This is a genomic window from Polaromonas sp. P4_F6 (genome assembly GCF_056401275.1).
Window position 1 is genome coordinate 34,701 of record NZ_JBFUJQ010000008.1, and the last position, 21,999, is coordinate 56,699.

The window sequence follows — 21,999 nt, forward strand, 5'->3', positions numbered from 1 at the left end:
AATAGCGATGAAAATACTGTCATGGCCACCCGGCACCATGCCGATAAGGCCCGAATCCCTCAGAAAGTGAAGTGCATCGTGAGTCTGCAGAAATCCCTCAAAGAACGTTTTTTCCACGCCCTCGGGTTTGAAGTCCTGGCCATCGCCATCTGCGCACCCCTGGGCGCCTGGCTGCTCGGCTATTCGCTGGCGCACATGGGCCTGCTGACCCTGATGGTCTCTCTGATGGCCATGAGCTGGAATATGCTGTTCAACGCCCTGTTCGACCGGGCGCAGCGCCGCATGGGCTTTGAACGCACCCTGGCGGCGCGTGCCGTGCATGCCGTGCTGTTTGAAATCGGCCTGATCATGGCGGTGGTGCCGTTGGCCGCCTGGTGGCTGGACATAGGCCTGTGGGAAGCCTTTGTGCTGGACATCGCCATCGTGCTGTTTTTCCTGCCCTACACCTTCGGCTTTAACTGGGCTTACGACCACCTGCGCGCCAAGGTCGTCGCCCGCCATCGCCGCCGCAAGCAGCAAGCCTGCGCCTCGGCGGCCTGAGCGGTCCGGGGCGGCCATAGCCGCCCCACTTCATCATTTCATCTGCACCGAGCCCGACACGTTGACCAGCACCGTGCTTTTGCCGGCCTCCACCGGAACGCCGGCATCGGCCATTTCAGCCTTGGCCGACATCGCCATCATGCGGGGGCGCGGCGGGCTGCCCTGGTCGTTGGCGTTGATGGAAACCTCGCGCAGGCTGTAGCTGGAAAACCCGAAGCCGCGCGCGATTTCGCCGGCCTTGGCCTTGAAGCGCTCGATCGCCTGGGCCTGGGCTTCGCCCTCGACTTTGGCGCGCTGCTCACGGCTCAGGGCAAAACTCACGTTGCTCACGGTGAGGGTCTGGATCTTGCCCGCCGTGCCGGTGATACGCGGAAAGTCCTTGCCTTCCAGCACCAGCTCGGTCGAACCCTGCCAGCCGTTGATCTTGCCGTCCTTGCCATAGCGCGGGTAGAGGCTGAAGTTGCCGGTGCGCACGTCCATCTGGCCCGGCGCGGCCGCCTGCTTGGCCTGCGTGAGCGCGCTGTCCAGGGCCTGCTTGAGCTGGGCCTGCACGACGCCGGCGTCGCTGCCGTCGCGCGTGGTGCTCAGGGAAATCGACAGCAGGTCCTGCTGCACCTCGACGGAACCGCTGGCCGACAGCTGGGCCACGTTCTGCAGTGTTTCATGCTGCATGTTCTGGGCCATGGCGCTGGAGGCCAGCGCGGCGCCGGCAAACAGGGCGCACGCGGCGATCAGGGTGGGAGTTCGCATCAGAAAAGCCTTTCGGGGGTGTTCTCGGCGCTGGGCCGAAAAAAGAGAAAAAGAAGCCATAAACAGTCCTCAGGGTTGCCGCGCTTTTTGTGGCTTTTGCAAGTCATTCGGGGCCCCAAGGTGACGGCGGCCGATGCCCGTTTCAGGCCCGGCCGGTTTCTGTTTACGGCGGGTAACGCCCTGCAGCAACAGGTGCGCAGAAGCGGCCGCCCATTTTTGCATGTGATTTCGCCTATGCCTGTAGGAGCATTGCGACAACAAGGCCTGTGGCCGGGCTCACAGTTGCACATCGCCGCAACTTTTGTAACAGTGTGTCAAACCGACTGAAAAACGAGACATCTCGTGTTTTCAGCCTTCAAAATGGCTCTGTTACAAATTACCAGACGACTATGACCCAAGCCCAACCTAACGCCCGTGCCGACAAAATCCTGATCCTTGACGACGATGCCCGCATCCGCGACCTGTTGCGCCGCTACCTCGCCCAGGAGGGTTTCGAAGTCATCCTGGCCGAAGACAGCAAGGCCCTGAACCGCATCATGCTGCGGGACGCCGTCGACCTGATCGTCCTGGACCTGATGATGCCCGGCGAAGACGGCCTGTCCATCTGCCGCCGGCTGCGCGCGGCCAACGACCGTACCCCCATCATCATGCTGACCGCCAAGGGCGAAGATGTCGATCGCATCGTCGGCCTGGAAGTCGGCGCGGATGACTACCTCGCCAAGCCCTTCAACCCTCGCGAGCTGCTGGCCCGCATTCACGCCGTGCTGCGCCGCCGCCCCACCGCCGAAGTGCCCGGCGCGCCATCCAGCGACCAGGAAGTCATCACCTTCGGCCCCTTCTCCTTCGACATGGGCCTGCGGACCCTGCACAAGAACGGCGAAGAGCTGCCCCTGACCACCGGCGAGTTCGCCATGCTCAAGACCCTGGTGCGGCATCCGCGCCAGCCGCTGTCGCGCGAAAAGCTGGCGCAGCTGGCCCGCGGCCGCGAGTTCGAGCCTTTTGACCGCAGCCTGGACGTGCAGGTCTCACGCCTGCGCAAGCTGATCGAAGTCGATGCGGCGGTGCCCCGCTACATCCAGACGGTCTGGGGCATTGGCTACGTGTTCGTGCCGGACGGCACTAACTAGCCCCCACGCTTTTCACTGCGCCTTCGGCTTCGTGTAATGCGCTGCCCCCCGAGGGGGCCGCCCGCCTGCGGTCTGGCAAAGCCAGTCCCGCGGCTCATGCTGGTTGGAGAATTCACTGACGCGCGCCTGCAACAGGCGGCTACAGCTTGTCCGCCGTGACGCAAGCGTATCGTGCTAACGTCCATTTCCAGCCCGCCCACCCGGCACGTACCCACTTTTTATGGACGCCACCAACCCGGCCCCTCTTGAAACCGCACCGGCACCGCTGGAGATGCGCCCGCGGCGCGGCTTCAGCCTGTTCTGGCGGACGTTTTTCTTTTTGTCCCTGCTGCTGTTCGGCTCCATCGTGGCCTGGCTGCAGACCTTCCGTGCGCTTGAATCCGAGCCGCGCGCCATCCAGAGCGCGCAGCAACTGGCTTCCCTCGTCAATCTGAGCCGGGCCGCGCTGCGCTATTCCGACGCCATCGCCCGCGTCTCGCTGATCAAGACCCTGGCCGACGAAGAGCGCGTGCGCATCACGCCGCGCGAACCCAAGGACAAGTTCGAGCTGTTCGAAAGCGACGAGCTCGGCGAGCGCACCGCCGAAGAGCTCAGGGCCCGGCTGGGCAGCGGCACCGTCGTGGCCAGCAGCGTCAACGGCCAGAAGGGCCTGTGGGTGGGCTTTGCCATCGACGGCGACTCCTACTGGCTGCTCACCGACCCATCCAAGATAGGCCCGTCTCGCAACAGCACCTGGGTCATCTGGCTGATCACGGCGGCCGTGTTGTCACTGGCGGGAGCGGCCTTTATCGCCCGGCTGATCAACCGGCCGCTCAAGCAGCTGTCTTTCGCGGCCAGCCGCATGCGCGACGGCGATTTCGACGCCAGCCTGCTCGACGAGAAGGTCGCCACCAGCGAGATCCGCGAAGTCAACATCGGCTTTAACCGCATGGCCGAGCAGCTCTCCAAGATCGAGCAGGACCGGGTCATCATGCTGGCCGGTATTTCGCACGACCTGCGCACGCCGCTGGCGCGCCTGCGCCTGGAAACCGAGATGAGCGTCACCGACCCCGACGCGCGCGAACACATGGCGGCCGACATCACCCAGCTGGACGCCATCATCGACAAATTCCTCGACTACGCCCGGCCCGAGCCGCCGCGGCTGGAGCGCGTCTCGCTCAATGCGGTGGTCGATGCCGCGGTCTATGCCGTGGCCGACTATGAGGACATGCGCGTGACCGTCGCCATCCCCGATGACATGGCGGTGCTGGCCGATGAGGTCGAGCTGTCCCGCGTGATCGCCAACCTCTTGGAAAACGCCAGGCGCTACGGCAAGACGCCGGAAACCGGCATTGCCCTGGTCGACATCGCCGCCAAGGCCCGCGACCAGTGGGTGCTGATCAAGGTGCGCGACCACGGCATGGGCGTGGCGCCCGAAACCCTCTCAAAACTCACGCGGCCGTTTTTCCGCGGCGATGCCGCCCGCACCGCCGCCACCGGCGCCGGCCTGGGCCTGGCGATTGTGGAAAAAACCGTTCACCGCATGGGCGGCGTGTTCGGCCTGGCCAACACCGGTTCGGGCGGGCTGGCCGCGCACATCAAGCTGCGGCGGAGCTAGTCAGCGCTGCAGCAGCACCACGGCACGGGCTTCCATGCTCAGTCCCTGGCCGACGGGGCCCAGCTTCTCGGCGGTTTTGGCCTTCACGTTGACCTGGTCGGCATCCAGCCCCAAGGCAGCGGCGATATTGCCGCGCATCGCGGCGATATGCGGAGCCAGCTTGGGCGCCTGCGCGACCACGGTGCTGTCGATATTGACGATCTTCCAGCCACGCTCGGCCAGCAGCCGCCCCACCTCGGTCAGCAGCACCGAGGAATCCGCGCCCTTGAAGCGCGCGTCGGTGTCCGGAAAATGCGAGCCGATATCGCCCAGGCCCGCCGCGCCTAGCAGTGCGTCGGTGATCGCGTGCAGCAGCACATCGGCATCCGAATGGCCGAGCAGGCCCACGGTGTGGGGAATATCGACCCCGCCTATGATGAGCTTGCGCCCGGGCACCAGGGCATGCGTGTCCCAGCCTTCACCGATTCGAAAGTTCATGGCGGTCATCGTGGTGCCTTACAAGAATGATGTGGGTTGAATGGGGTTGATGGAGCAGCCATGCGCTATTTCCTGCGCCGCTCAAGGATGGCTTCAGCCAGCGCAAAATCTTCCGGATAGGTGACCTTGAAGTTCTGGGCGCTGCCGCTCACCAACCTGGGGGAAAGGCCCACCGCCTCCATGGCGCTGGATTCGTCGGTGACGGCATCCCCGGCCCGCTGCAAAGCGTCGATCAAGGCCCCGATACGAAACATCTGCGGCGTTTGCGCCAGCCATTTGTCACTGCGGTCCAGGGTGGAGGCCACGCGGCCATCCCTCTCTGTTTTGAGTGTGTCTGGCAACTTTTGCGCCAGCAGGCCGCCCACGGCATCGTTGCGGCACTCTCTGATCAGGGCCTTGATCTGCTCGGGTGTGACCAGGCAGCGCGCCGCATCATGCACCAGCACCCAGTCGTCCAGGGCCGCGCCGCCGGGCTGCTCCACCATGGCTTTGAGGCCGTTGAGCACCGTCCCCGCCCGCGTGGCGCCCCCGCCGACGAGCAGGACTTCATTGCCCTGGTTGAAATCAGGAAACACCTCGAGAAAGTCATCGTCAGACGGCGAAATCACCACCCAGACGGCGGCAAAAGTATCCGGCAGCGCCCGGAAAGCCTGCATGGTATGCCTCACCATGGGCAGTCCGTCAATCAGTTGGTATTGCTTGGCTTTGGCCGTTCCGGCCCGGCTTCCCTGCCCTGCACAGGGGATCAGCACAAAAAAACGGGGTTCAGGACGGGTATTGGCAGGGCTTGTCGTCATAACTTCATCATAGATTCTAAAATCAGGGCTTGAATACGCAGGCACCCCACTCCGCATGGTTTGGGGTGCCTGGCTTTTGCCGAATCATTTCTCTCATTCCTGATTGACCGAAGCCACCTGGCCAGCCCTCACCGCGCACCGATTCATGCAGCTACCCTCACTCGCCTCCGGCAAACGCTACACCCTGCCCCAGCCCGCCGGTTCCGCCGATGCCCTGTTGCTGGCACGCCTGGGCACGCGCGAAAAAGCCGCCGGCAAGCTCACCGCTATCGTCACCTCCGACGCCACCACGGCCCAGCGCCTGATGGACGAGATCACCTTTTTCGCGCCCGACCTGCGCTGCGCGCTGTTTCCCGACTGGGAAACCCTGCCCTACGACACCTTCTCGCCGCACCAGGACCTGATCAGCGAGCGCCTGGCCACGCTGTGGCGCATCCAGCAGCGCGACAAGGAAACCGGCGCCGACGTGGTCATCGTGCCCGCCACCACGGCGCTGTACCGGCTGGCGCCGCCAAGCTTCCTGGCCGGCTACACCTTCCACTTCAAAGTCAAGCAAAAGCTCGACGAAACGCGCCTGAAAGCCCAGCTCACGCTGGCCGGCTACAGCCACGTCACCCAGGTGGTCAGCCCCGGAGAATACGCGGTGCGCGGCGGGCTGATCGATTTGTTCCCCATGGGCAGCCCCGTGCCTTACCGCGTCGACCTGTTTGACGACGAGATCGACAGCATCCGCACCTTCGACCCCGACAGCCAGCGCAGCCTCTACCCCGTGCCTGAAGTGCGCTTGCTGCCCGGGCGCGAATTCCCCATGGACGACGATGCGCGCGCCAAATTCCGCAGCCGCTGGCGCGAGCTGCTGGACGGCGACCCGACCAAGAGCCGCATCTACAAGGACATGGGCAACGGCGTGGCCACCGCCGGCATCGAGTACTACCTGCCGCTGTTCTTCGAAGAAACCGCTACCGTATTCGACTACCTGGGCAGTGACGCCACCGTGGTGCTGCACGGTGACCTGGAACCGGCCTTCCAGCGCTTCTGGCAGGACACCAAGGACCGCTACCGCCTGGTGCGCGATGCGCCCGACCGCCCGGCGCTGCCGCCCGAGTCGCTGTTCCTGGGCACCGAGCAGTTCTACGCGCGCGCCAACGATTACGCCCAGCTGGCGATACGCGCCACGGTGGAAGACGTGGCCGACAACGCGCAGTTCCAGAAGCTGGGCGAAATGGCCGTGGTGCGCGGCGCCGAAGACCCGCTGGCCAAATTCAAGGGCCATGTGCGCAACACGGCCCACCGCGTGCTGGTGCTGGCCGAAAGCGAAGGCCGACGCGAAAGCCTGCTGGACTTCCTGCGCGCCAGCAGCGTCAGCCCGCCGGCCTTTGATTCGCTGGCCGACTTCCAGGCCAGCGATGAAAAGCTGGGCATCGCCACCGCCGCGCTCAACACCGGCTTCAGCTGGCTCGAAGAAGGCATAGACTTCATCACCGAGACCGAGCTGTTCGCCGCCGGCGCCACCGTGCGCCGCCGCAACAAAAAACAGGAACAGGTCAGCGACGTCGAAGCGCTGATCAAGGACCTCTCGGAGCTCAACGTCGGCGACCCGGTGGTGCACAGCGCCCACGGCATAGGCCGCTACCGCGGCCTGATCAACATGGACCTGGGCCAAGGCACCAATGCCGACGGCACGCCGCTGCTGCAGGAGTTTTTGCACCTCGAATACGCCGACAAGGCCACGCTGTATGTGCCGGTCAGCCAGTTGCACCTGATCAGCCGCTACACCGGCGTCAGCGCCGAAGAAGCCCCGCTGCACAAGCTGGGCAGCGGCCAGTGGGAAAAGGCCAAACGCAAGGCCGCCGAGCAGATACGCGACTCGGCCGCCGAGCTGCTCAACATCTACGCGCGCCGCGCCGCGCGCGAAGGCCACGCCTTCCGCTACTCGCCGGGCGACTATGAGACCTTTGCGAACGACTTCGGCTTTGAGGAAACCGCCGACCAGCGCGCCGCCATCCACGCGGTGATCCAGGACATGATCAGCCCGCGCCCCATGGACAGGCTGGTCTGCGGCGACGTGGGCTTCGGCAAAACCGAGGTCGCGCTGCGCGCCGCCTTCATCGCCGTCACCGGCGGCAAGCAGGTGGCCCTGCTGGCGCCCACCACCTTGCTGGCCGAGCAGCACTACCAGACGCTGGTGGACCGTTTCGCCAAATGGCCGGTCAAGATCGCCGAGATGAGCCGCTTCCGATCCGGCAAGGAAATCAGCGCCGCCATCAAAGGCCTGGGCGACGGCACGGTCGACATCGTGGTCGGCACGCACAAGCTGCTGAGCCAGGACGTGAAGTTCGAGCGCCTGGGCCTGCTCATCATCGACGAGGAGCACCGTTTCGGCGTGCGCCACAAGGAAGCCATGAAGGCCATGCGCGCCGAGGTCGACGTGCTGACGCTGACGGCCACGCCGATTCCGCGCACGCTGGGCATGGCGCTCGAAGGCCTGCGCGACCTCAGCGTGATCGCCACCGCACCGCAGCGGCGCCTGGCCATCAAGACATTTGTGCGCAGCGAAAACAATGGCGTGATCCGCGAGGCCGTGCTGCGCGAACTCAAGCGCGGCGGCCAGGTCTACTTCCTGCATAACGAGGTCGAGACCATCCAGAACCGGCGCGAAAAGCTCGAAGAAATCCTGCCCGAAGCCCGTATCGCCGTGGCCCACGGCCAGATGCCCGAGCGTGAGCTGGAGCGTGTGATGAAGGACTTCATCGCCCAGCGCCACAACCTGCTGCTGTGCTCCACCATCATCGAAACCGGTATCGACGTGCCGAGCGCCAACACCATCGTGATGAGCCGCGCCGACCGCTTCGGCCTGGCGCAACTGCACCAGCTGCGCGGCCGCGTGGGCCGCAGCCACCACCAGGCCTATGCCTATCTGATGGTGCCCGACATCGAGGGCCTGACCAAACAGGCCAGCCAGCGGCTGGAAGCCATCCAGCAGATGGAAGAACTCGGCTCGGGCTTTTACCTGGCCATGCACGACCTGGAAATCCGCGGCACCGGCGAAGTCCTCGGCGAAAACCAGAGCGGCAACATGCTGGAAGTGGGTTTCCAGCTTTACAACGAGATGCTCAGCGAGGCCGTGGCCTCGCTCAAGGCCGGGCGCGAACCCGATTTGCTCTCGCCGCTGAGCGTCACGACCGAAATCAACCTGCACGCCCCGGCCCTGCTGCCCAACGACTACTGCGGCGACGTGCACCTGCGCCTGTCTTTCTACAAGAAGCTGGCGACCGCCAAGAACACCGACCAGATCGACGCGCTGCTCGAGGAAATCGTCGACCGCTTCGGCAAGCTGCCGGCGCAGGCGCAGACGCTGATCGACGTGCACCGCCTGCGCGTGATCGCCAGGCCTTACGGCGTGGTCAAGGTCGATGCCGCGCCCGGCGCCATCAGCATCACCTTCAAGAAGGACCCACCCATCGATTCGATGGCCATCATGCAGCTGATCCAGAAAAACCGGCACATCCGGCTGGCCGGCAACGACAAGCTGCGCATAGAGCGCGAACTCGAAAATCCCAAGGACCGCGCCCAGCTGGTGCGCGACGTCCTGCGTTCACTCGGACAACCCACCAAGGAAGCCACGCCCGCATGACCCCCGCAGAAATCTCCCCCGGCCTCGTCGTCAACGTCGCCACGCCCGAGCTCAAGCTCAGCGCCTTCAAGCTGATCGCCTTTGACATGGACTCCACGCTGATCAACATCGAATGCGTCGATGAGATCGCCGACGCCGCCGGCCGCAAGGCCGAGGTGGCGGCCATCACCGAGGCGGCCATGCGCGGCGAGATCAGCGACTACAAGGAAAGCCTGCGCCAGCGCGTGGCCCTGCTCAAGGGCGTCAGCGTGGCCAGCATGGAGCAGGTCTACCGCGAGCGCCTCAAGCTCAACCCGGGCGCCGCCGAGCTGGTGCGCGCCTGCAAGCAGGCCGGCATGAAGGTGCTGCTGGTCAGCGGCGGCTTCACCTTCTTCACCGACCGCGTGCGTGACGAGCTCGGCATCGACTACACACGCTCCAACGTTCTGGAGGTGGAAGACGGTTTTCTCACCGGCCGCATGGTGGACCAGCCTTGGGGCGACATCTGCGACGGCACGGAAAAGAAAAAAATGCTGCTCGAAACCTGCGGCAAGCTGGGCATCAACCCGCTGCAGGCCATCGCCATGGGCGACGGTGCCAACGACCTGCCCATGATGGGCGTGGCCGGCCTCTCGGTGGCCTACCATGCCAAGCCGCGCGTGCGCGAGCAGGCCATGGTGGCCATCAATGAAGGCGGCCTGGACCGCCTGCTGGAGCTGGTGAAGTAGCCAGGACACCGTACAAAGAAAGCGCAAACCGTACCAATGCTCTTCAGCCGATTCGAAAAACTGCTGCACCCCTATCCCGAGGGCGAGCCGGCCCTGCCGCCCAAGGGCTTTATCGCCTTCATCTGGGCCTGTAGCCGCGGTGCGCGCGGCTACATCCTGGCGCTGGCCCTGCTGTCGGCCGCCATGTCGGCCTTCGAGGCCCTGATGTTCGCCATGCTGGGCCGCATCGTCGACTGGCTGGGCAAGGCCGAACCCGCGCAGCTGTGGACCGTCCACGGCGGCACGCTCACCGTGCTGGCCTGGATCGTCGTCGCCAGCATCCTGGTGGTGGCGCTGCAGACCATCGTCAAGCACCAGACCATCGCCATCAACTTTCCCATGCGCCTGCGCTGGAACTTCCACCGCCTGATGCTGGGCCAGAGCATGGCCTTTTACCAGGACGAGTTCGCCGGCCGCCTGACCACCAAGGTCATGCAGACGGCGCTGGCCGTGCGCGACACCCTGTTCGTGCTGGCCGACGTGCTGGTCGCCATGGCGGTCTATGTGGCCACCATGACGGTGCTGGCCGCCGCCTTCGACATGAAGCTGATTGCCCCCTTCCTGGTCTGGCTGGGGCTTTACATCGCCGCGCTGTTTTTCTTTGTGCCGCGGCTGGGCCGCATCGGCAAGCAGCAAGCCGACGCCCGCTCGCTGATGACGGGCCGCATCACCGACGCCTACACCAACATCACCACCGTCAAGCTGTTCTCGCATACCCAGCGCGAGGCCGCCTTCGCACGCTCGGCCATGCAGGAGTTCATGAAAACCGGCTACAGCCAGATGCGGCTGGTCAGCGCCTTCGAGATCGTCAACCATGCGCTCAGCATGGGCCTGATCCTGGGCATGGCCGGCACCTCGCTGTGGCTGTGGAGCCTGGGCCAGGTCGGCGCCGGCGCGGTGGCCGCCGCCACCGCCATGGCGCTGCGGCTGCAGGGCATGTCGCACTGGATCATGTGGGAGATGACCAGCCTGTTTGAAAGCGTGGGCACCGTGCAGGACGGCATCAACACCTTGTCGCGTCCGCGCGTGATCGAGGACAAGCCGGACGCCGCCACGCTCGAGGTGCCGCGCGGCGAGGTGCGCTTCGACAACATCGGTTTCAGCTACGGCAAGGGCCCGCGGGTAATAGACGGCCTCACGCTGACCGTCAAGCCCGGCGAAAAAATAGGCCTGATAGGCCGCTCCGGGGCCGGCAAGTCCACGCTGGTCAACCTGCTGCTGCGCTTTCACGACCTGGACGCCGGCCGCGTCCTGATCGACGGCCAGGACATTGCAAGTGTCACGCAGGACAGCCTGCGCAGCCACATCGGCATGGTGACGCAGGACACCTCGCTGCTGCACCGCTCGGTGCGCGACAACATCACCTACAGCCGCCCCACGGCCACCGAAGAGCAGATGCGTGTCGCCGCCCGGCGTGCCGAGGCCGACGGTTTTATCGACTACCTGAGCGACCCGCACGGCCGCAAGGGCTACGACGCGCACGTCGGCGAGCGCGGCGTGAAGTTGTCCGGCGGGCAGCGCCAGCGCATCGCCATCGCGCGCGTGATGCTCAAGGATGCGCCCATCCTGCTGCTGGACGAAGCCACCAGCGCGCTGGACTCCGAGGTCGAGGTCGCCATCCAGGGCAGCCTCAACACCCTGATGCAGGGCAAGACCGTGATCGCCATCGCGCACCGCCTGTCGACCATCGCCGCCATGGACCGCCTCATCGTGCTGGACCAGGGCCGCATCGTCGAGGAAGGCGACCACCGCACGCTGTTGGCCAATGGCGGCCTCTACGCGCGCCTCTGGGCCCACCAGAGCGGTGGTTTCCTGAGCGACAACCTCGAAGAAGAAGCCGAACTCGCCACCTGAGCCGTGGCGCACCGGCGCGTTCGCTGCGTTCCGCGCGGGTATTTCCTGCAATGAAAGTCCGGCTGCGGACAATTGACGGCAGAAGTATCCATGGCCTCCCGTATGGTTCAAATTTGAACACTACAGCAGGGAGGTCGAGGTGCAGGACCCCGAACCAAAGCCGGTGCATGCGCCGCGCTTCACACGTCAAACATCAAACCCACAGCGCGCACCGAATGCCTGGAGTAGCCGGCTGTGGCTGGCCGGCTTGCCGCTGCTGCTGGCCTCCTTCCGCGCGCCGGCCGCCGACCTGCTCGAGGTCTACCGCCAGGCGCAGGCGCGCGATCCCGTTTACCGCGGCGCCGTCTACACCCTGCAGGCGGCGCGCGAGCGGGTGCCGCAGGCGCGCGCCGCGCTGCTGCCCGCTATCAACCTGGTCGGTGCCGCCAGCCGGCAAGCCGGGCAAGCTTCTTTCAGCGAGCTGCCTGCGGTGGCGCGTGACGTGCATACCCGCAGCTGGAACCTGCAGCTGAGCCAGCCCCTGTGGCGCGCCACCGCATCAGCGGCGCTGGACCAGGCCGGGCAACAGGAATTGCTGGCCGAGGCGCAGTTCCGGCAGGCCGAACAGGAGCTGATCCTGCGCACCGCGCAAGCCTACCTCGACATACTGGTCGCCCAGGAGGCCGAGCGTGTGGCCCACCTGCAGACAGCCGCGATGGAGCAGCAGCGTGCCCTGGCCCGCCGCACTTTCGAAGGCGGCACCGGCACCGTGACCGATGTGCATGAGGCCCAGTCCCGGCTGGACCTGGCGCGCGCCCAGGCGGTGGTGGCCGGCAATGAACTGCAGAACAAGCTGGCCGAGCTGACGCGCATCCTGGGGATTTCCCATGCTCGCCTGGCGGGCTTGCGCGCGGACGGCTCCCTGCCGCGCATGGACCCGGCGGGCCTGCAGCCCTGGCTGGACAGCGCGCAGGAACAATCCATCCAGGTGCGCATCGCCCAGGCAACGCTGGAAGTGGCCGACCACGAAATCGCCAAAAACCAGGCGGCGCATTCGCCCTCCCTGGACCTGACGGCATCCTACGGCAGCAACTTCACCTCGGGCAGCATCACCTCCCCGTCCGATTTTTCGGTGCGATCACGCGCCACCCAGGTCGGCATGAGCCTGACCATCCCGCTCTACGCCGGCGGCGGCGTGCAATCGCGCGTGCGCGAAGCCGTGGCCTTGAAGGGCAAGGCCGCGCAAGAGCTGGAAGCGGCGCGCCGCCAAGCGGTGGCCCAGGCGCGCCAGGCCTTCGCGGGCGTCGTCAACGGCGCGGCGCAAACCCAGGCGCTGGCCTCGGCCATCATCTCCAGCAAAAGCTCGCTGGACGCCAACAAGGTGGGTTACCTCGTCGGCACACGCATCAACATGGACGTGCTCAACGCCGAGCAGCAGCTGTTCGCGGCCCAGCGCGACTGGCACAAGGCACGCACCGAGACCCTGCTCCAGGGCCTGCGCCTGAAGGCCGCGAACGCGACGCTGGGCGAGGCGGACCTGAGCGCCATCAACGCGCTGCTGGAAGCAGATAAGCCCTAGCAATCCCCAAAAACAGATGGGCAAATATTTCAACCTTCTTGCGGGCGATCCGGCGCCCTGGTTCCGGCAAAGGTCCTTCGCCAATCCGCGCTACTCGATTCATGCCGCGGCCGGGCGTTACATCGTGCTGTGCTTTTTCGCCAGCGCCGCCGAGCCCCTGGGCCGGGCAGCCATAGAAATGGCCCTGGAACGGCGGGACATCTTCAACGACGCGCACTGCTCTTTTTTCGGCGTCAGCCTGGACCCGGGCGATGAAAGCGAAAAACGCGTCGCCGACCGCTATCCCGGCTGCCGCTTCCTCTGGGACTTTGACGCGCGGGTCAGCGAGCTGTATGGGGCGGCCCCGCTCGACGCGGGCCTGGCGCAGAAGCGGGCCGAGGTTCGCCGCCTGTTCGTCGTCCTGGACCCGACCCTCAGGGTCTTGAAGGTGGCGCCTTTCGCCGATACCGGCGATATTTCCACGCTGCTGTCCTGCCTCGCGGGGCTGCCGCCGCCCTTGCGATTCGCCGGCACCGAATTGCAGGCGCCCATCCTGCTGCTGCCGAATGTCTTCCCGCCGGAGTTCTGCCGCGAGCTCATCACGCTTTACGACACCCATGGCGGCACGGAGTCGGGCTTCATGCGCGAGGAGAACGGAAAAACCGTGCTCACCCACGACCACGGCCACAAACGGCGTGAGGACTACGACATCACCGACCTGGCCATCGTGAAGGCAGCGCGTGCCTGGATACAGCGCCGCATCGTTCCCGAGATCGCCAAGGTGCACCAGTTCAAGGCCACCCGCATGGAGCGCTACATCATCGGCTGCTACCGCGCCGACCAGCAGGCGCATTTCAACGCCCACCGCGACAACACCACCCGCGGGACGGCCCACAGGCGTTTTGCCGTGTCCATCAACCTCAACGAAGACTTCGAAGGCGGCGAAGTCAGCTTCCCCGAATACGGCCCCCGGTCCTTCAAACCCCCAGCGGGCGGCGCCCTGGTGTTCTCCTGCTCGCTGCTGCACGCCGTCTCCACGGTGACGCGCGGACGGCGTTATGCCTTCCTGCCTTTCCTCTATGACGACGAAGCCGCCAAGGTGCGCGAGGTCAACAATGCCTTCCTGGACAAAGGCCTTTCAGCGACTTACAAGGCCTAGGCTTTTTCAAGCACCGGCCGCCCGGCCTGCACCGCGAACTTCGCCAGGGTCTGCACCCCGCTGTCGGCGCGCGTGACATCATCGACCACGCGCAGCGTGGCCGTCAGCATGGCCGGCGTCAGTTCCACCACGCCATAGCCCCTGCGTTCCGAGTCGGCAAACACAAAGTGCGGATTTTCGGCCAGGACCTCGGGGGTTCTGGCCTTGTCCGTCGAGCGCGAACTGATGCTGGTGCCGCAGAACTCGGTGCCCACGGCCATGCTGGCTGCGTCGGCATAGTCGGCCTTGACGTGGCCGACCCAGTTCTCATGCACATCGCCGCCCAGCAGCACCGGGTTCGCCACGGCATGCCTGCGCAGCGAATCGGTGAAACGCGTGCGCGCCGCCGCATAGCCGTCCCAGCCGTCGTTCCAGAGCACCTGGTCCGGCCCCGGGCGGAAATCGCGCTGGCCGAAAAGCGACTGCTGGCCCACCAGGTTCCAGCCGCCGGCCTTGGCCGCGGCGCTGCCCCATTCGGCATCCAGCCAGCTTTCCTGCTGCGCGCCCAGCATGCTGCGCGCCGGGTCTTTCCATGCGGGACAGCTGGCCGGGTTCAGCGTGCTGGAGCCGGCCCTGCCGCCCTGCGTGCAGGCCTGCGCGTCCTTGTACTGGCGCGCGTCCAGCATATAGAGCGAGGCCAGCCGGCCATAGGGCAGGCGCTGGTAGATGCGCATCTCGGCGCCGCCGGCCAGGCCCGCCAGAGCGCGGGTCAGCACCGAGCTGCGCAGCGGCATGTGTTCGTAAAACGCCTGGTAGGCCGCGGCGCGCCGGGCCGCAAAATCGGCCACCGGCGGCCCGCTGTAGCCGGGCGACGTCCCCGCATAGTCGTTCTGCACCTCATGGTCGTCCCAGGTCACCAGCCAGGGGCAGGCCGCGTGCATGGCCCGCAGGTCGGCATCGCTTTTGTGCAGTGCATAGCGCGCGCGGTAGTCGTCCAAGGTCAGCACCCAGCCGCCGGTGGGCTTGCGCACGGCCTGGCCGGCGTTGGGGTATTCATAGATGTAGTCGCCCAGGAACATCACCAGGTCCAGGTCCTCGGCCCGCATGTGCCGGTAGGCGCTGTAATAGCCGTGCTCCCAGCGCTGGCAGGAGGCATAGGCCAGCCGCAGGCGCGCCACCACGGCACCGGGCGCGGGAAAGGTGCGCGTGCGGCCGGTGGCGCTCACGGCATGTCCCACGGCAAAGCGGTAGAAATACCAGCGGTCGGGCTCCAGGCCCTGCACCTCCACGTGCACCGAATGCGCCAGCCCGGGCACGGCCTGCGCCTGGCCCGCCTGCGCGATGCGGGTAAAACCCTCGTCATGCGCGACTTCCCAGCGCACAGCCAGCGGGCCGGCTTGCAGGCGCAAGGCCTCATCGCCGTCCAGCACCAGCCGCGTCCAGAGCACCACCGAGTCGTGGGTGGGCGAGCCGCTGGCCACGCCCAGCGTGAAGGGGTCGCCGGCCAGCCGTGTCTGCGCGGCCGCCCTGCCCGGCAGGTACAGGCCGGCGCCCGCCGCCGCCAGCGACTGCAGCAGCCGGCGCCTCTGGATCACGAGCGGCGTGTTCATGCGCGCTGCCTTCAGTGCCTGGCCGGCAGGCGCACCGTGAAGGTGGTGCCCGAACCGGGGCTGCTGCGCACGTCTATGGTGCCGCCGTGGATGTCGACCGCGTTGCGCACGATCGCCAGGCCCAGGCCCGTGCCCTGGATGGTGCCCACGTTGCTGGCACGGTGGAAGGACTCGAACAGGTGCGGCAGCTCGTCTTCGGGAATGCCTATCCCCTCGTCCTCGACTTCCAGGACCACCATGTCTTCCTCGGTCCGCACGCGGAACAGCACCAGGCCGCCCAGCGGCGAATACTTGACCGCGTTGGACAGCAGGTTGCTGAAGATGTGGCGCAGCAGCTTTTCGTCGTAAAGCCCCTGGCCGGTTCCGGCCGTGTAGTCCAGGCGCAGCTCGCACAGGCTGCCGGGCTGCTGCATGCGCGCTTCCTCGACCAGCTGCTGGCACAGCGCCTGCAGGTCCAGCGGGTGCGGCTCGAATTCCAGCATCTGCGCATCGGCCTTGCCCAGCATCAGCACGCGGTCCAGCATGCGCGTCATGCGCTTGACGCCCGCGGCGATGCTGTCGAGGATTTCCAGCTTCTCGGATTCGGGCAGCCGGCTGCCGTAGTGCCGCAGCAGCTCCTCGGCCGACAGGATGCCCGACAGCGGCGTGCGGAACTCATGGCTGGTCATGGCCACGAAACGCGTGCGCAGCTCATTGAGCGCGCGCTGCTGCTCCAGCGCCTCGCGTGTGTCCTCTTCCGACTGCTTGCGCTCGGTGATGTCCAGGAAGGCCCAGATCACGCCCGACTCGGGTTCCCTGGGCTGCACGCAGCTGCCGGCCATCTGCACCCAGAAGAGCTGGCCGTCGCGGCGCCTCAGCTGGCGCTCGCTGATATAGCTGCCGGTGACGACCAGCACCTCGCGCGCTTCCTTGCCGAACTGCTCCCAGGTGGCCAGGTCCGGGTGGATGTAGCTCGAGGGCTGGCCCATGAGCGCCTCGCGCGGGCTGCCCATCATCTGCGCGAATTTCTCGTTGACCCATTCATGGCGGCGGTTCACCGACAGCACGATGCCCACCAGCGCGCTGTTGAGGATGGCTTCGCGCTCCGACGAGGTGCGCACCAGCTGCGCTTCCAGTTCCTTGCGCCGCGTGATGTTGATGATGACCCAGACCGTGCCCTGGCTCAGGTCGCGCTCGCTCACCGCCTTGCCCGACAGCGACACCCAGATCAACGTGCCGTCGTGCTGCTTGACCTGGATCTCGGCCTCATAGTTCTCGCCGCGGCTCACGCAGGCGGCCACCTCGCCGCCCACCCGCAGGTACTCCTCGCGCGAAAGGTAGAAAGGCTCCATCGAGGTCAGCTCGTCGCTGCCCACACCGAAGACCTCCAGCATGGCCTGGTTGGCCCAGCGAAAGCGGCCGTCCGGCGTCAGGAAGGCGATCCCGACGATGGAGTTTTCCAGGATCATCTCGCGCTCCTTGAGCTGCGTGCGGAAATTTTCCTGCGAGACGCTCAGGGCTTCGACCATGGCGTGCTCGGCCATGATGCGCGCCTGCGCCTGCTCCTTCTCGCGGCGCGTGACGTTGATGCGGTCGGCCAGCGCGAAAGACAACACCACCATCTCCAGCGCTGAGCCTATCAACAGGGAGTTGGCCGTCAGCGCATGGGACGGCAGCGCGCCGGTGTTGTGCAGCGCCAGCGTCACCACGCCCACCAGCAGCAGGGCCCAGGCCGCCAGGAAGTATTTGGCGCCCGGGTGGCCGGAGCGCACGCTCAGCACACCCACGACCACCAGGGTGACAACGCTGAAGACCGCCAGCACCGTCACCATCAGCGACGACACGATATACGGCAGCGTCAGCGCCGCCAGCAAGGTCAGCAGCCAGCCCGCCACCAGGGCCTGCATCAGCCGATCCAGGCGCGGCATCCTGAGCGCGCTGGACAGAAAGCTGCGCGCAAACAGCAGGCCGAAGACCGCGGTCGCGGCCATGCCGGTGGGCGGGGACACGCTGTTCCACCAGAGCTGGTCCGGCCACAGGAACTGCGCGCCGAAACCGGTCAGCGCCGCCTGCGCGACGGCCATGCAGGCCACAAAGGCGACGTAAATCAGGTAGGCCCGGTCGCGCACCGAGAAAAACAGCAGCAGGTTGTACAGCAGCAGGCCTATCAGCAGGCCGAAGTACAGGCTGATGGTGGCGTACTCCGCCTGGTCGTGCCGCCACAGCGCCGCGGGCTGCCACAGGTTCACCGGCGCCGACACCGTGCCGCCCGAGCTCACCCGCAAGTAAAGCGTGCTGGCGGCACCGGGTTTCAGGCGCAGCGGCATCACGTGGTTGCGGTGCACCACGGCCCGCTCGGCGAAGGGCGACAGGTCGCCGCCCACCTGCCGGTTGAAGCCGCCCTTGCCATCAGGTGCATACAACTCCAGCCGGTCCAGCGGCGGGTAGGCCAGTTCCAGCATCCAGTCAGCCGGCGCGTCGCGCTCGGGGCGCAGCGTCACGCGCAGCCAGATGGCCGAGCGGGTCAAGCCGAAATTGGTGGCCGGGCCGGTTTGCGGCACCGGCTGGAAGCGCGCCTGGGCCTCGGGTTTGAGCAGGTCGGCCAGCACCAGTTCGCCGCCGGCATCTTCCAGGTAGGAGAAAGAACGCGACAGCACATAACGGCCTTCGCGGCCTATGGCGACTTCATGGCCGGTATCGGTAGCGGTGTCGGCCTGCGCCACGGCGGCGGGCGCTTGCGCCTTTGCCGTCGCTGGTGTCACCGAAGTTGCCGGCGCTTTCGGCTTCTGCGCGGCGGCCGGCAGCACCAGGCTGGCCAGCAGCACGGCCGGCAGCAGCCACGCACCGCGCAACCAGGCCCGCCTCATGCGGAAACGCCAGGGTCGGCGCGCCTGAGCACCCGCCCCGGCGCGGCGTCCGAAGCCGGCACCACACCGGCGGCGTGCCGCTGGCCGTTGCAGACTTCATGGCTGATGGCGAGGTTTTCCACGTGGCTGTTGCCGCCTTGGCTCAAGGGCTTGATGTGTTCCAGCGTAGCGGCCTGGGGCGTGACATGTTCGCCGCAGACCCAGCAGGGCACCACGCCGTGCAGTTGCCGCGCCACGGTCTTGTAGATCTTGTCCCGGGTATGGCCCAGCCTGCTCACGATGGTGTTTTCATCGCGGCGGGGACAGGGCCGCAAGGTTCAGGGCGTGCCGGGGCCAACGCCTGCGGGGGGCTCGCGCTCATGGGCCCCCTGCCTATTCGAGCTTGGCCGGCCGCGCGTCCGCCGGCTCGATGAAGGAATCTTCCCAGTTGGTCGCAAAGCGGTTGTTCTTGTCGATGCGAAGGCCGCCGGTGCCGTCCGGGTTGAACCCGATGTCGCGGTTGCCGGCCGCCTGGGCGGCCTCCTGCTTGGTTTCCTTGTTGAGTTCCTTGAGCGCGGCGTCCTTGGCCGCCTGCTTGCGCTCGCGGGTGAAAGACTCCAGGTCGGCGTGGAAGCTGCTGTCGCCGCCGCGCGTTTCCTGGTGCTCCTCCATCAGCTCCTCGGGGATTTCGCCCAGGAAAGCCGCGCGCATGGCGCTCACGGTGGGCGGCCGGCCGGCCTTGATGGTGGTGTAGGCAATGCCGCAATCGGACAGCAGGGTCTCCTTGAGCTCCCGGCTGGCGCGGCTCACGTCGCGCTTGCCGCGCAGGTCGACGCAGCCCAGCACCGTGCCGTCCAGCGTGCAGATGGTGAAGCTGGTGTACACGCCGTTGAGCAATTCAAGCAGGCGCTCCTTTTTTTCCTTGTTTTTTTCCTTGTCCTTGTCTTTTTCGGTCGGGATGGTGAAGCGCAGCACCGGCAGCTTGAGCATGACCGCATGCTCGGGAAAAGCGCTGCGCAGCCATTTCCAGACCTCGTATTCGTCGTCAGTCACGATCCCGCGCGCGGCCAGCGGCCATTTTTTAGGGATACGCAGCCTTTCACTCGCCTGTTGCCGCAACCAGCGGGCGTACAGAAGGATGCCGGCCAGCGCGCCCACGGCCACGCCCAACAATGCCATCAGCCATGAAATCAGGTTCAAGATGCGGTTCTCCTCATGATTGGGGGGGCGCGGCCGCCTGAAGGCAGCCGCGGCTGGACGGCCCCGGCAGGCCCAGTGAGTCACAGAAAGCCCGCCGTGTCAATTGAAGCCGCGGCGGCCCAAGCCGCTATTAAAGCAGGTTTTTCCCGGCTTTCCACCGGCCGGCCACATAACAGCGCTCTCCGGCCCAACCGGCACGGGCGCCGGCAGCTATCTGTTTCATAGCACGCCGGCCTGTGCACAGCACCGCCGCCGTGTCGCGCGCGCGGCACCCTTTGCCAGCCGGCGCCTGAATCGCTATGCTGGGCTTTTTGCGGGAGCCATGCCGATGAAGACCGCCCAGGACTTTGACCAGGAACTGCTGATTCTGTTTGACGCTTATGTGCACGGCACCCTGGACCGCCGCGGCTTCCTGGAGCGCGCCCAGAAGTTCGCCACCGCCGGCATGACGGCCACGGCCCTGCTGGCCGCCTTGAGCCCCAACTTTGCCGCGGGGCAGCAGGTCGCCAGGGACGACCGGCGCATCAAGACCGAGACCGTCAGCTACCCCTCTTCCGCCGGCACCGGCACCGTCAAAGGCTACCTCGCGAAACCGGCCAACGCCACTGGAAAGCTGCCCGGCGTGCTGGTCATCCACGAGAACCGCGGCCTCAACCCCCATATAGAAGACATCACGCGCCGCCTGGCGCTGGACAACTTCATCGCCTTCGCGCCCGACGCCCTGACGCCGCTGGGCGGCTACCCCGGCGATGAGGACAAGGCGCGCGAGCTGTTCGCCAAGCTGGACCAGCGCAAGTGCGTCGAGGACTTCGTGGCCGCCGTCACCTGGCTCAAGGCCAGGGACGACTGCAGCGGCAAGCTGGGCGTGGTCGGCTTCTGCTACGGCGGCGGCATGACACACACCCTGACCACCCGCCTGCCCGAACTCAACGCCGCCGTGCCTTTTTACGGCAACCAGCCCCCGGCGGAAGACGCCGCCAAAGTCAAAACCCCGCTGCTGATTCATTTCGCGGCGGTCGACGAGCGCATCAACGCCTCCTGGCCGACCTACGAGGCGGCCCTGAAGGCGGCCGGCGCCAGCTACACCGCCTACCAGTACCCCGGCACCCAGCACGGCTTCAACAACGACACCACGCCGCGCTATGACGCGGCCGCCGCCAAGCTGGCCTGGGAGCGCACCGTGGCGTTTTTCAACCGGCAACTCAGGGCCTGACCCGCGGGGGCGCTCCTTTAGGCGCTTTTTCCCTGCCGCCCGTCCCCCTCTTCGCGAAAACCCTGCCCGCCGGCCGCCGGGCACGGCTTTTGCAGGCGTTACCATTGGCTACTTTCGCTTTTCGCCTCCCCCCACGGGCCGGCAAGCACTTATCCCCTTCCTTTTCTGGACACTGACTATGAATTTCCTGCACAAGATCGCCGCCACCGCCGGCCTGCTCACCCTCGCGCTCGGTACTGTCCACGCACAGAACAAGGAGCTGGTCGTCGGCTCCAGCGCCACCTACCGCCCTTTTGCCTATGAAAGCCCGACCAAGGAAATCGTCGGCTACGACGTGGACATGATCAAGGCCGTCGCCCAGAAGGCCGGCCTGCAGATCAAGATCGTCAACACCCCCTGGACCGGCATCTTCGCGGCCCTGAACAACGGCGACGTGGACCTGGTCATCTCCGGCGTCACCATCAACGACAAGCGCAAGCAGTCCTACGACTTCACCACCCCCTACTTCGAAGCGCGCCAGCTGATCGCCGTGCACAGCAACAGCACCGCCAAGGGCCTGAAGGACCTGGCCGGCAAGAAAATCGGCGTGGTCACCGGCAGCACCGGCGACGACATGGCCTCTCGCGAATTCGGCAAGACCAACCCCGACATCCGCCGCTTTGAAAGCACCCCCGTGGTGATCTCCGAGCTGGCCAACAACGGCCTGGACGCCGCCATCGGCGACAACGGCGTGATCGCCTTCCGCACCCAGGAGCACAAGCAGCTCAAGACCGTCAGCGACGCGAGCTTTCCCAAGGAATACTTCGGCATCGTCGTAAAGCAGGGCAACAAGGACTTGCTGGCCAAGCTCAACGCGGGCCTGGCCGCCGTCAAGGCCGACGGCAGCTACGCCGCCATCTACAAGAAGTGGTTCCAGGCCGACGCACCCGCGTTGCCCGCACAATAAACCGCTGA

The 21,999-nt window shown here is 66.2% G+C and carries 17 protein-coding genes; 10 read left to right on the forward strand and 7 right to left on the reverse strand.

Annotation, left to right across the window (positions count from 1 at the left end):
• Window positions 1-78 precede the first annotated feature (78 nt).
• Window positions 79-540: a multidrug/biocide efflux PACE transporter gene (locus AC1DUN_RS18045; RefSeq protein ID WP_477662697.1), complete on the forward strand. Its 462-nt coding sequence runs from the start codon at window positions 79-81 to the stop codon at window positions 538-540.
• 33 nt (window positions 541-573) lie between these two features.
• Here the strand turns inward: AC1DUN_RS18045 and AC1DUN_RS18050 are convergent, their stop codons facing one another.
• A complete protein-coding gene (locus tag AC1DUN_RS18050) occupies window positions 574-1,290 on the reverse strand; it encodes an SIMPL domain-containing protein (protein ID WP_477715170.1) in 717 nt (238 codons plus the stop codon).
• 389 nt (window positions 1,291-1,679) lie between these two features.
• Between AC1DUN_RS18050 and ompR the strand changes: the two genes are divergently transcribed.
• Both ompR and AC1DUN_RS18060 read left to right on the forward strand, forming a co-directional pair.
• Window positions 1,680-2,417 (forward strand): osmolarity response regulator transcription factor OmpR, encoded by a 738-nt coding sequence (gene ompR / locus AC1DUN_RS18055; RefSeq protein WP_007866319.1) that lies wholly within the window; start codon window positions 1,680-1,682, stop codon window positions 2,415-2,417.
• Window positions 2,418-2,637: 220 nt separating this feature from the next.
• On the forward strand, window positions 2,638-4,014 hold the full coding sequence (locus AC1DUN_RS18060; RefSeq protein ID WP_477715171.1) for a sensor histidine kinase: 1,377 nt from the start codon (window positions 2,638-2,640) through the stop codon (window positions 4,012-4,014).
• Here AC1DUN_RS18060 and ispF read toward each other — a convergent pair whose 3' ends face one another.
• Together ispF and ispD are read right to left on the reverse strand one after the other, a co-directional pair.
• Window positions 4,015-4,500, reverse strand: a complete 486-nt coding sequence (gene ispF, locus AC1DUN_RS18065; protein WP_477715172.1) for a 2-C-methyl-D-erythritol 2,4-cyclodiphosphate synthase — start codon at window positions 4,498-4,500, stop codon at window positions 4,015-4,017. It abuts the gene before it with no gap.
• 56 nt (window positions 4,501-4,556) lie between these two features.
• Window positions 4,557-5,288 (reverse strand): 2-C-methyl-D-erythritol 4-phosphate cytidylyltransferase, encoded by a 732-nt coding sequence (gene ispD / locus AC1DUN_RS18070; protein ID WP_477715173.1) that lies wholly within the window; start codon window positions 5,286-5,288, stop codon window positions 4,557-4,559.
• A gap of 145 nt (window positions 5,289-5,433) precedes the next feature.
• Here ispD and mfd point away from each other — a divergent pair, with 145 nt between their 5' ends.
• The 5 genes from mfd (at window position 5,434) to AC1DUN_RS18095 (ending at window position 14,218) form a co-directional block, all read left to right on the forward strand.
• A complete protein-coding gene (gene mfd, locus AC1DUN_RS18075; RefSeq protein WP_477715174.1) occupies window positions 5,434-8,922 on the forward strand; it encodes a transcription-repair coupling factor in 3,489 nt (1,162 codons plus the stop codon).
• The gene (serB, locus tag AC1DUN_RS18080; protein WP_477715175.1) at window positions 8,919-9,629 is read left to right on the forward strand and encodes a phosphoserine phosphatase SerB; all 711 of its coding nucleotides are present in this window, start codon (window positions 8,919-8,921) and stop codon (window positions 9,627-9,629) included. The genes mfd and serB overlap by 4 nt, the downstream gene beginning before the upstream one ends.
• A 36-nt stretch (window positions 9,630-9,665) precedes the next feature.
• Window positions 9,666-11,522 (forward strand): ABC transporter ATP-binding protein, encoded by a 1,857-nt coding sequence (locus AC1DUN_RS18085; RefSeq protein ID WP_477715176.1) that lies wholly within the window; start codon window positions 9,666-9,668, stop codon window positions 11,520-11,522.
• A gap of 139 nt (window positions 11,523-11,661) precedes the next feature.
• Entirely contained in the window at window positions 11,662-13,080 is a 1,419-nt protein-coding gene (locus tag AC1DUN_RS18090) for a TolC family outer membrane protein (protein ID WP_477715177.1), read from the forward strand.
• Window positions 13,081-13,096: 16 nt separating this feature from the next.
• Window positions 13,097-14,218: a 2OG-Fe(II) oxygenase gene (locus AC1DUN_RS18095; RefSeq protein WP_477715178.1), complete on the forward strand. Its 1,122-nt coding sequence runs from the start codon at window positions 13,097-13,099 to the stop codon at window positions 14,216-14,218.
• Here AC1DUN_RS18095 and AC1DUN_RS18100 read toward each other — a convergent pair.
• Genes AC1DUN_RS18100 through AC1DUN_RS18115 form a run of 4 tightly spaced genes read right to left on the reverse strand, consistent with a single transcriptional unit; the run spans window position 14,215 to window position 19,832 of the window.
• Window positions 14,215-15,807, reverse strand: coding sequence for an alkaline phosphatase D family protein (locus AC1DUN_RS18100; RefSeq protein WP_477715179.1), 1,593 nt, complete (start codon window positions 15,805-15,807; stop codon window positions 14,215-14,217). The two genes, AC1DUN_RS18095 and AC1DUN_RS18100, sit on opposite strands and share 4 nt — an antisense overlap.
• 11 nt (window positions 15,808-15,818) lie before the next feature.
• The gene (locus tag AC1DUN_RS18105) at window positions 15,819-18,653 is read right to left on the reverse strand and encodes a 7TM diverse intracellular signaling domain-containing protein (RefSeq protein WP_477715180.1); all 2,835 of its coding nucleotides are present in this window, start codon (window positions 18,651-18,653) and stop codon (window positions 15,819-15,821) included.
• Window positions 18,650-18,967: an HNH endonuclease gene (locus AC1DUN_RS18110; protein ID WP_477715181.1), complete on the reverse strand. Its 318-nt coding sequence runs from the start codon at window positions 18,965-18,967 to the stop codon at window positions 18,650-18,652. The genes AC1DUN_RS18105 and AC1DUN_RS18110 overlap by 4 nt, the downstream gene beginning before the upstream one ends.
• Before the next feature lie 58 nt (window positions 18,968-19,025).
• Entirely contained in the window at window positions 19,026-19,832 is an 807-nt protein-coding gene (locus tag AC1DUN_RS18115; RefSeq protein WP_477715182.1) for a DUF2726 domain-containing protein, read from the reverse strand.
• 322 nt (window positions 19,833-20,154) lie between these two features.
• On the opposite strand from AC1DUN_RS18115, the gene AC1DUN_RS18120 reads away from it, so the two are divergent.
• Both AC1DUN_RS18120 and AC1DUN_RS18125 read left to right on the forward strand, forming a co-directional pair.
• On the forward strand, window positions 20,155-21,045 hold the full coding sequence (locus tag AC1DUN_RS18120) for a dienelactone hydrolase family protein (RefSeq protein WP_477715183.1): 891 nt from the start codon (window positions 20,155-20,157) through the stop codon (window positions 21,043-21,045).
• A 178-nt stretch (window positions 21,046-21,223) separates the two neighbouring features.
• Window positions 21,224-21,991 carry a basic amino acid ABC transporter substrate-binding protein gene (locus AC1DUN_RS18125; RefSeq protein ID WP_477715184.1) on the forward strand — a complete coding sequence of 256 codons (768 nt, stop codon included), beginning with the start codon at window positions 21,224-21,226 and terminating at the stop codon, window positions 21,989-21,991.
• The last annotated feature ends 8 nt before the right edge of the window (window positions 21,992-21,999 follow it).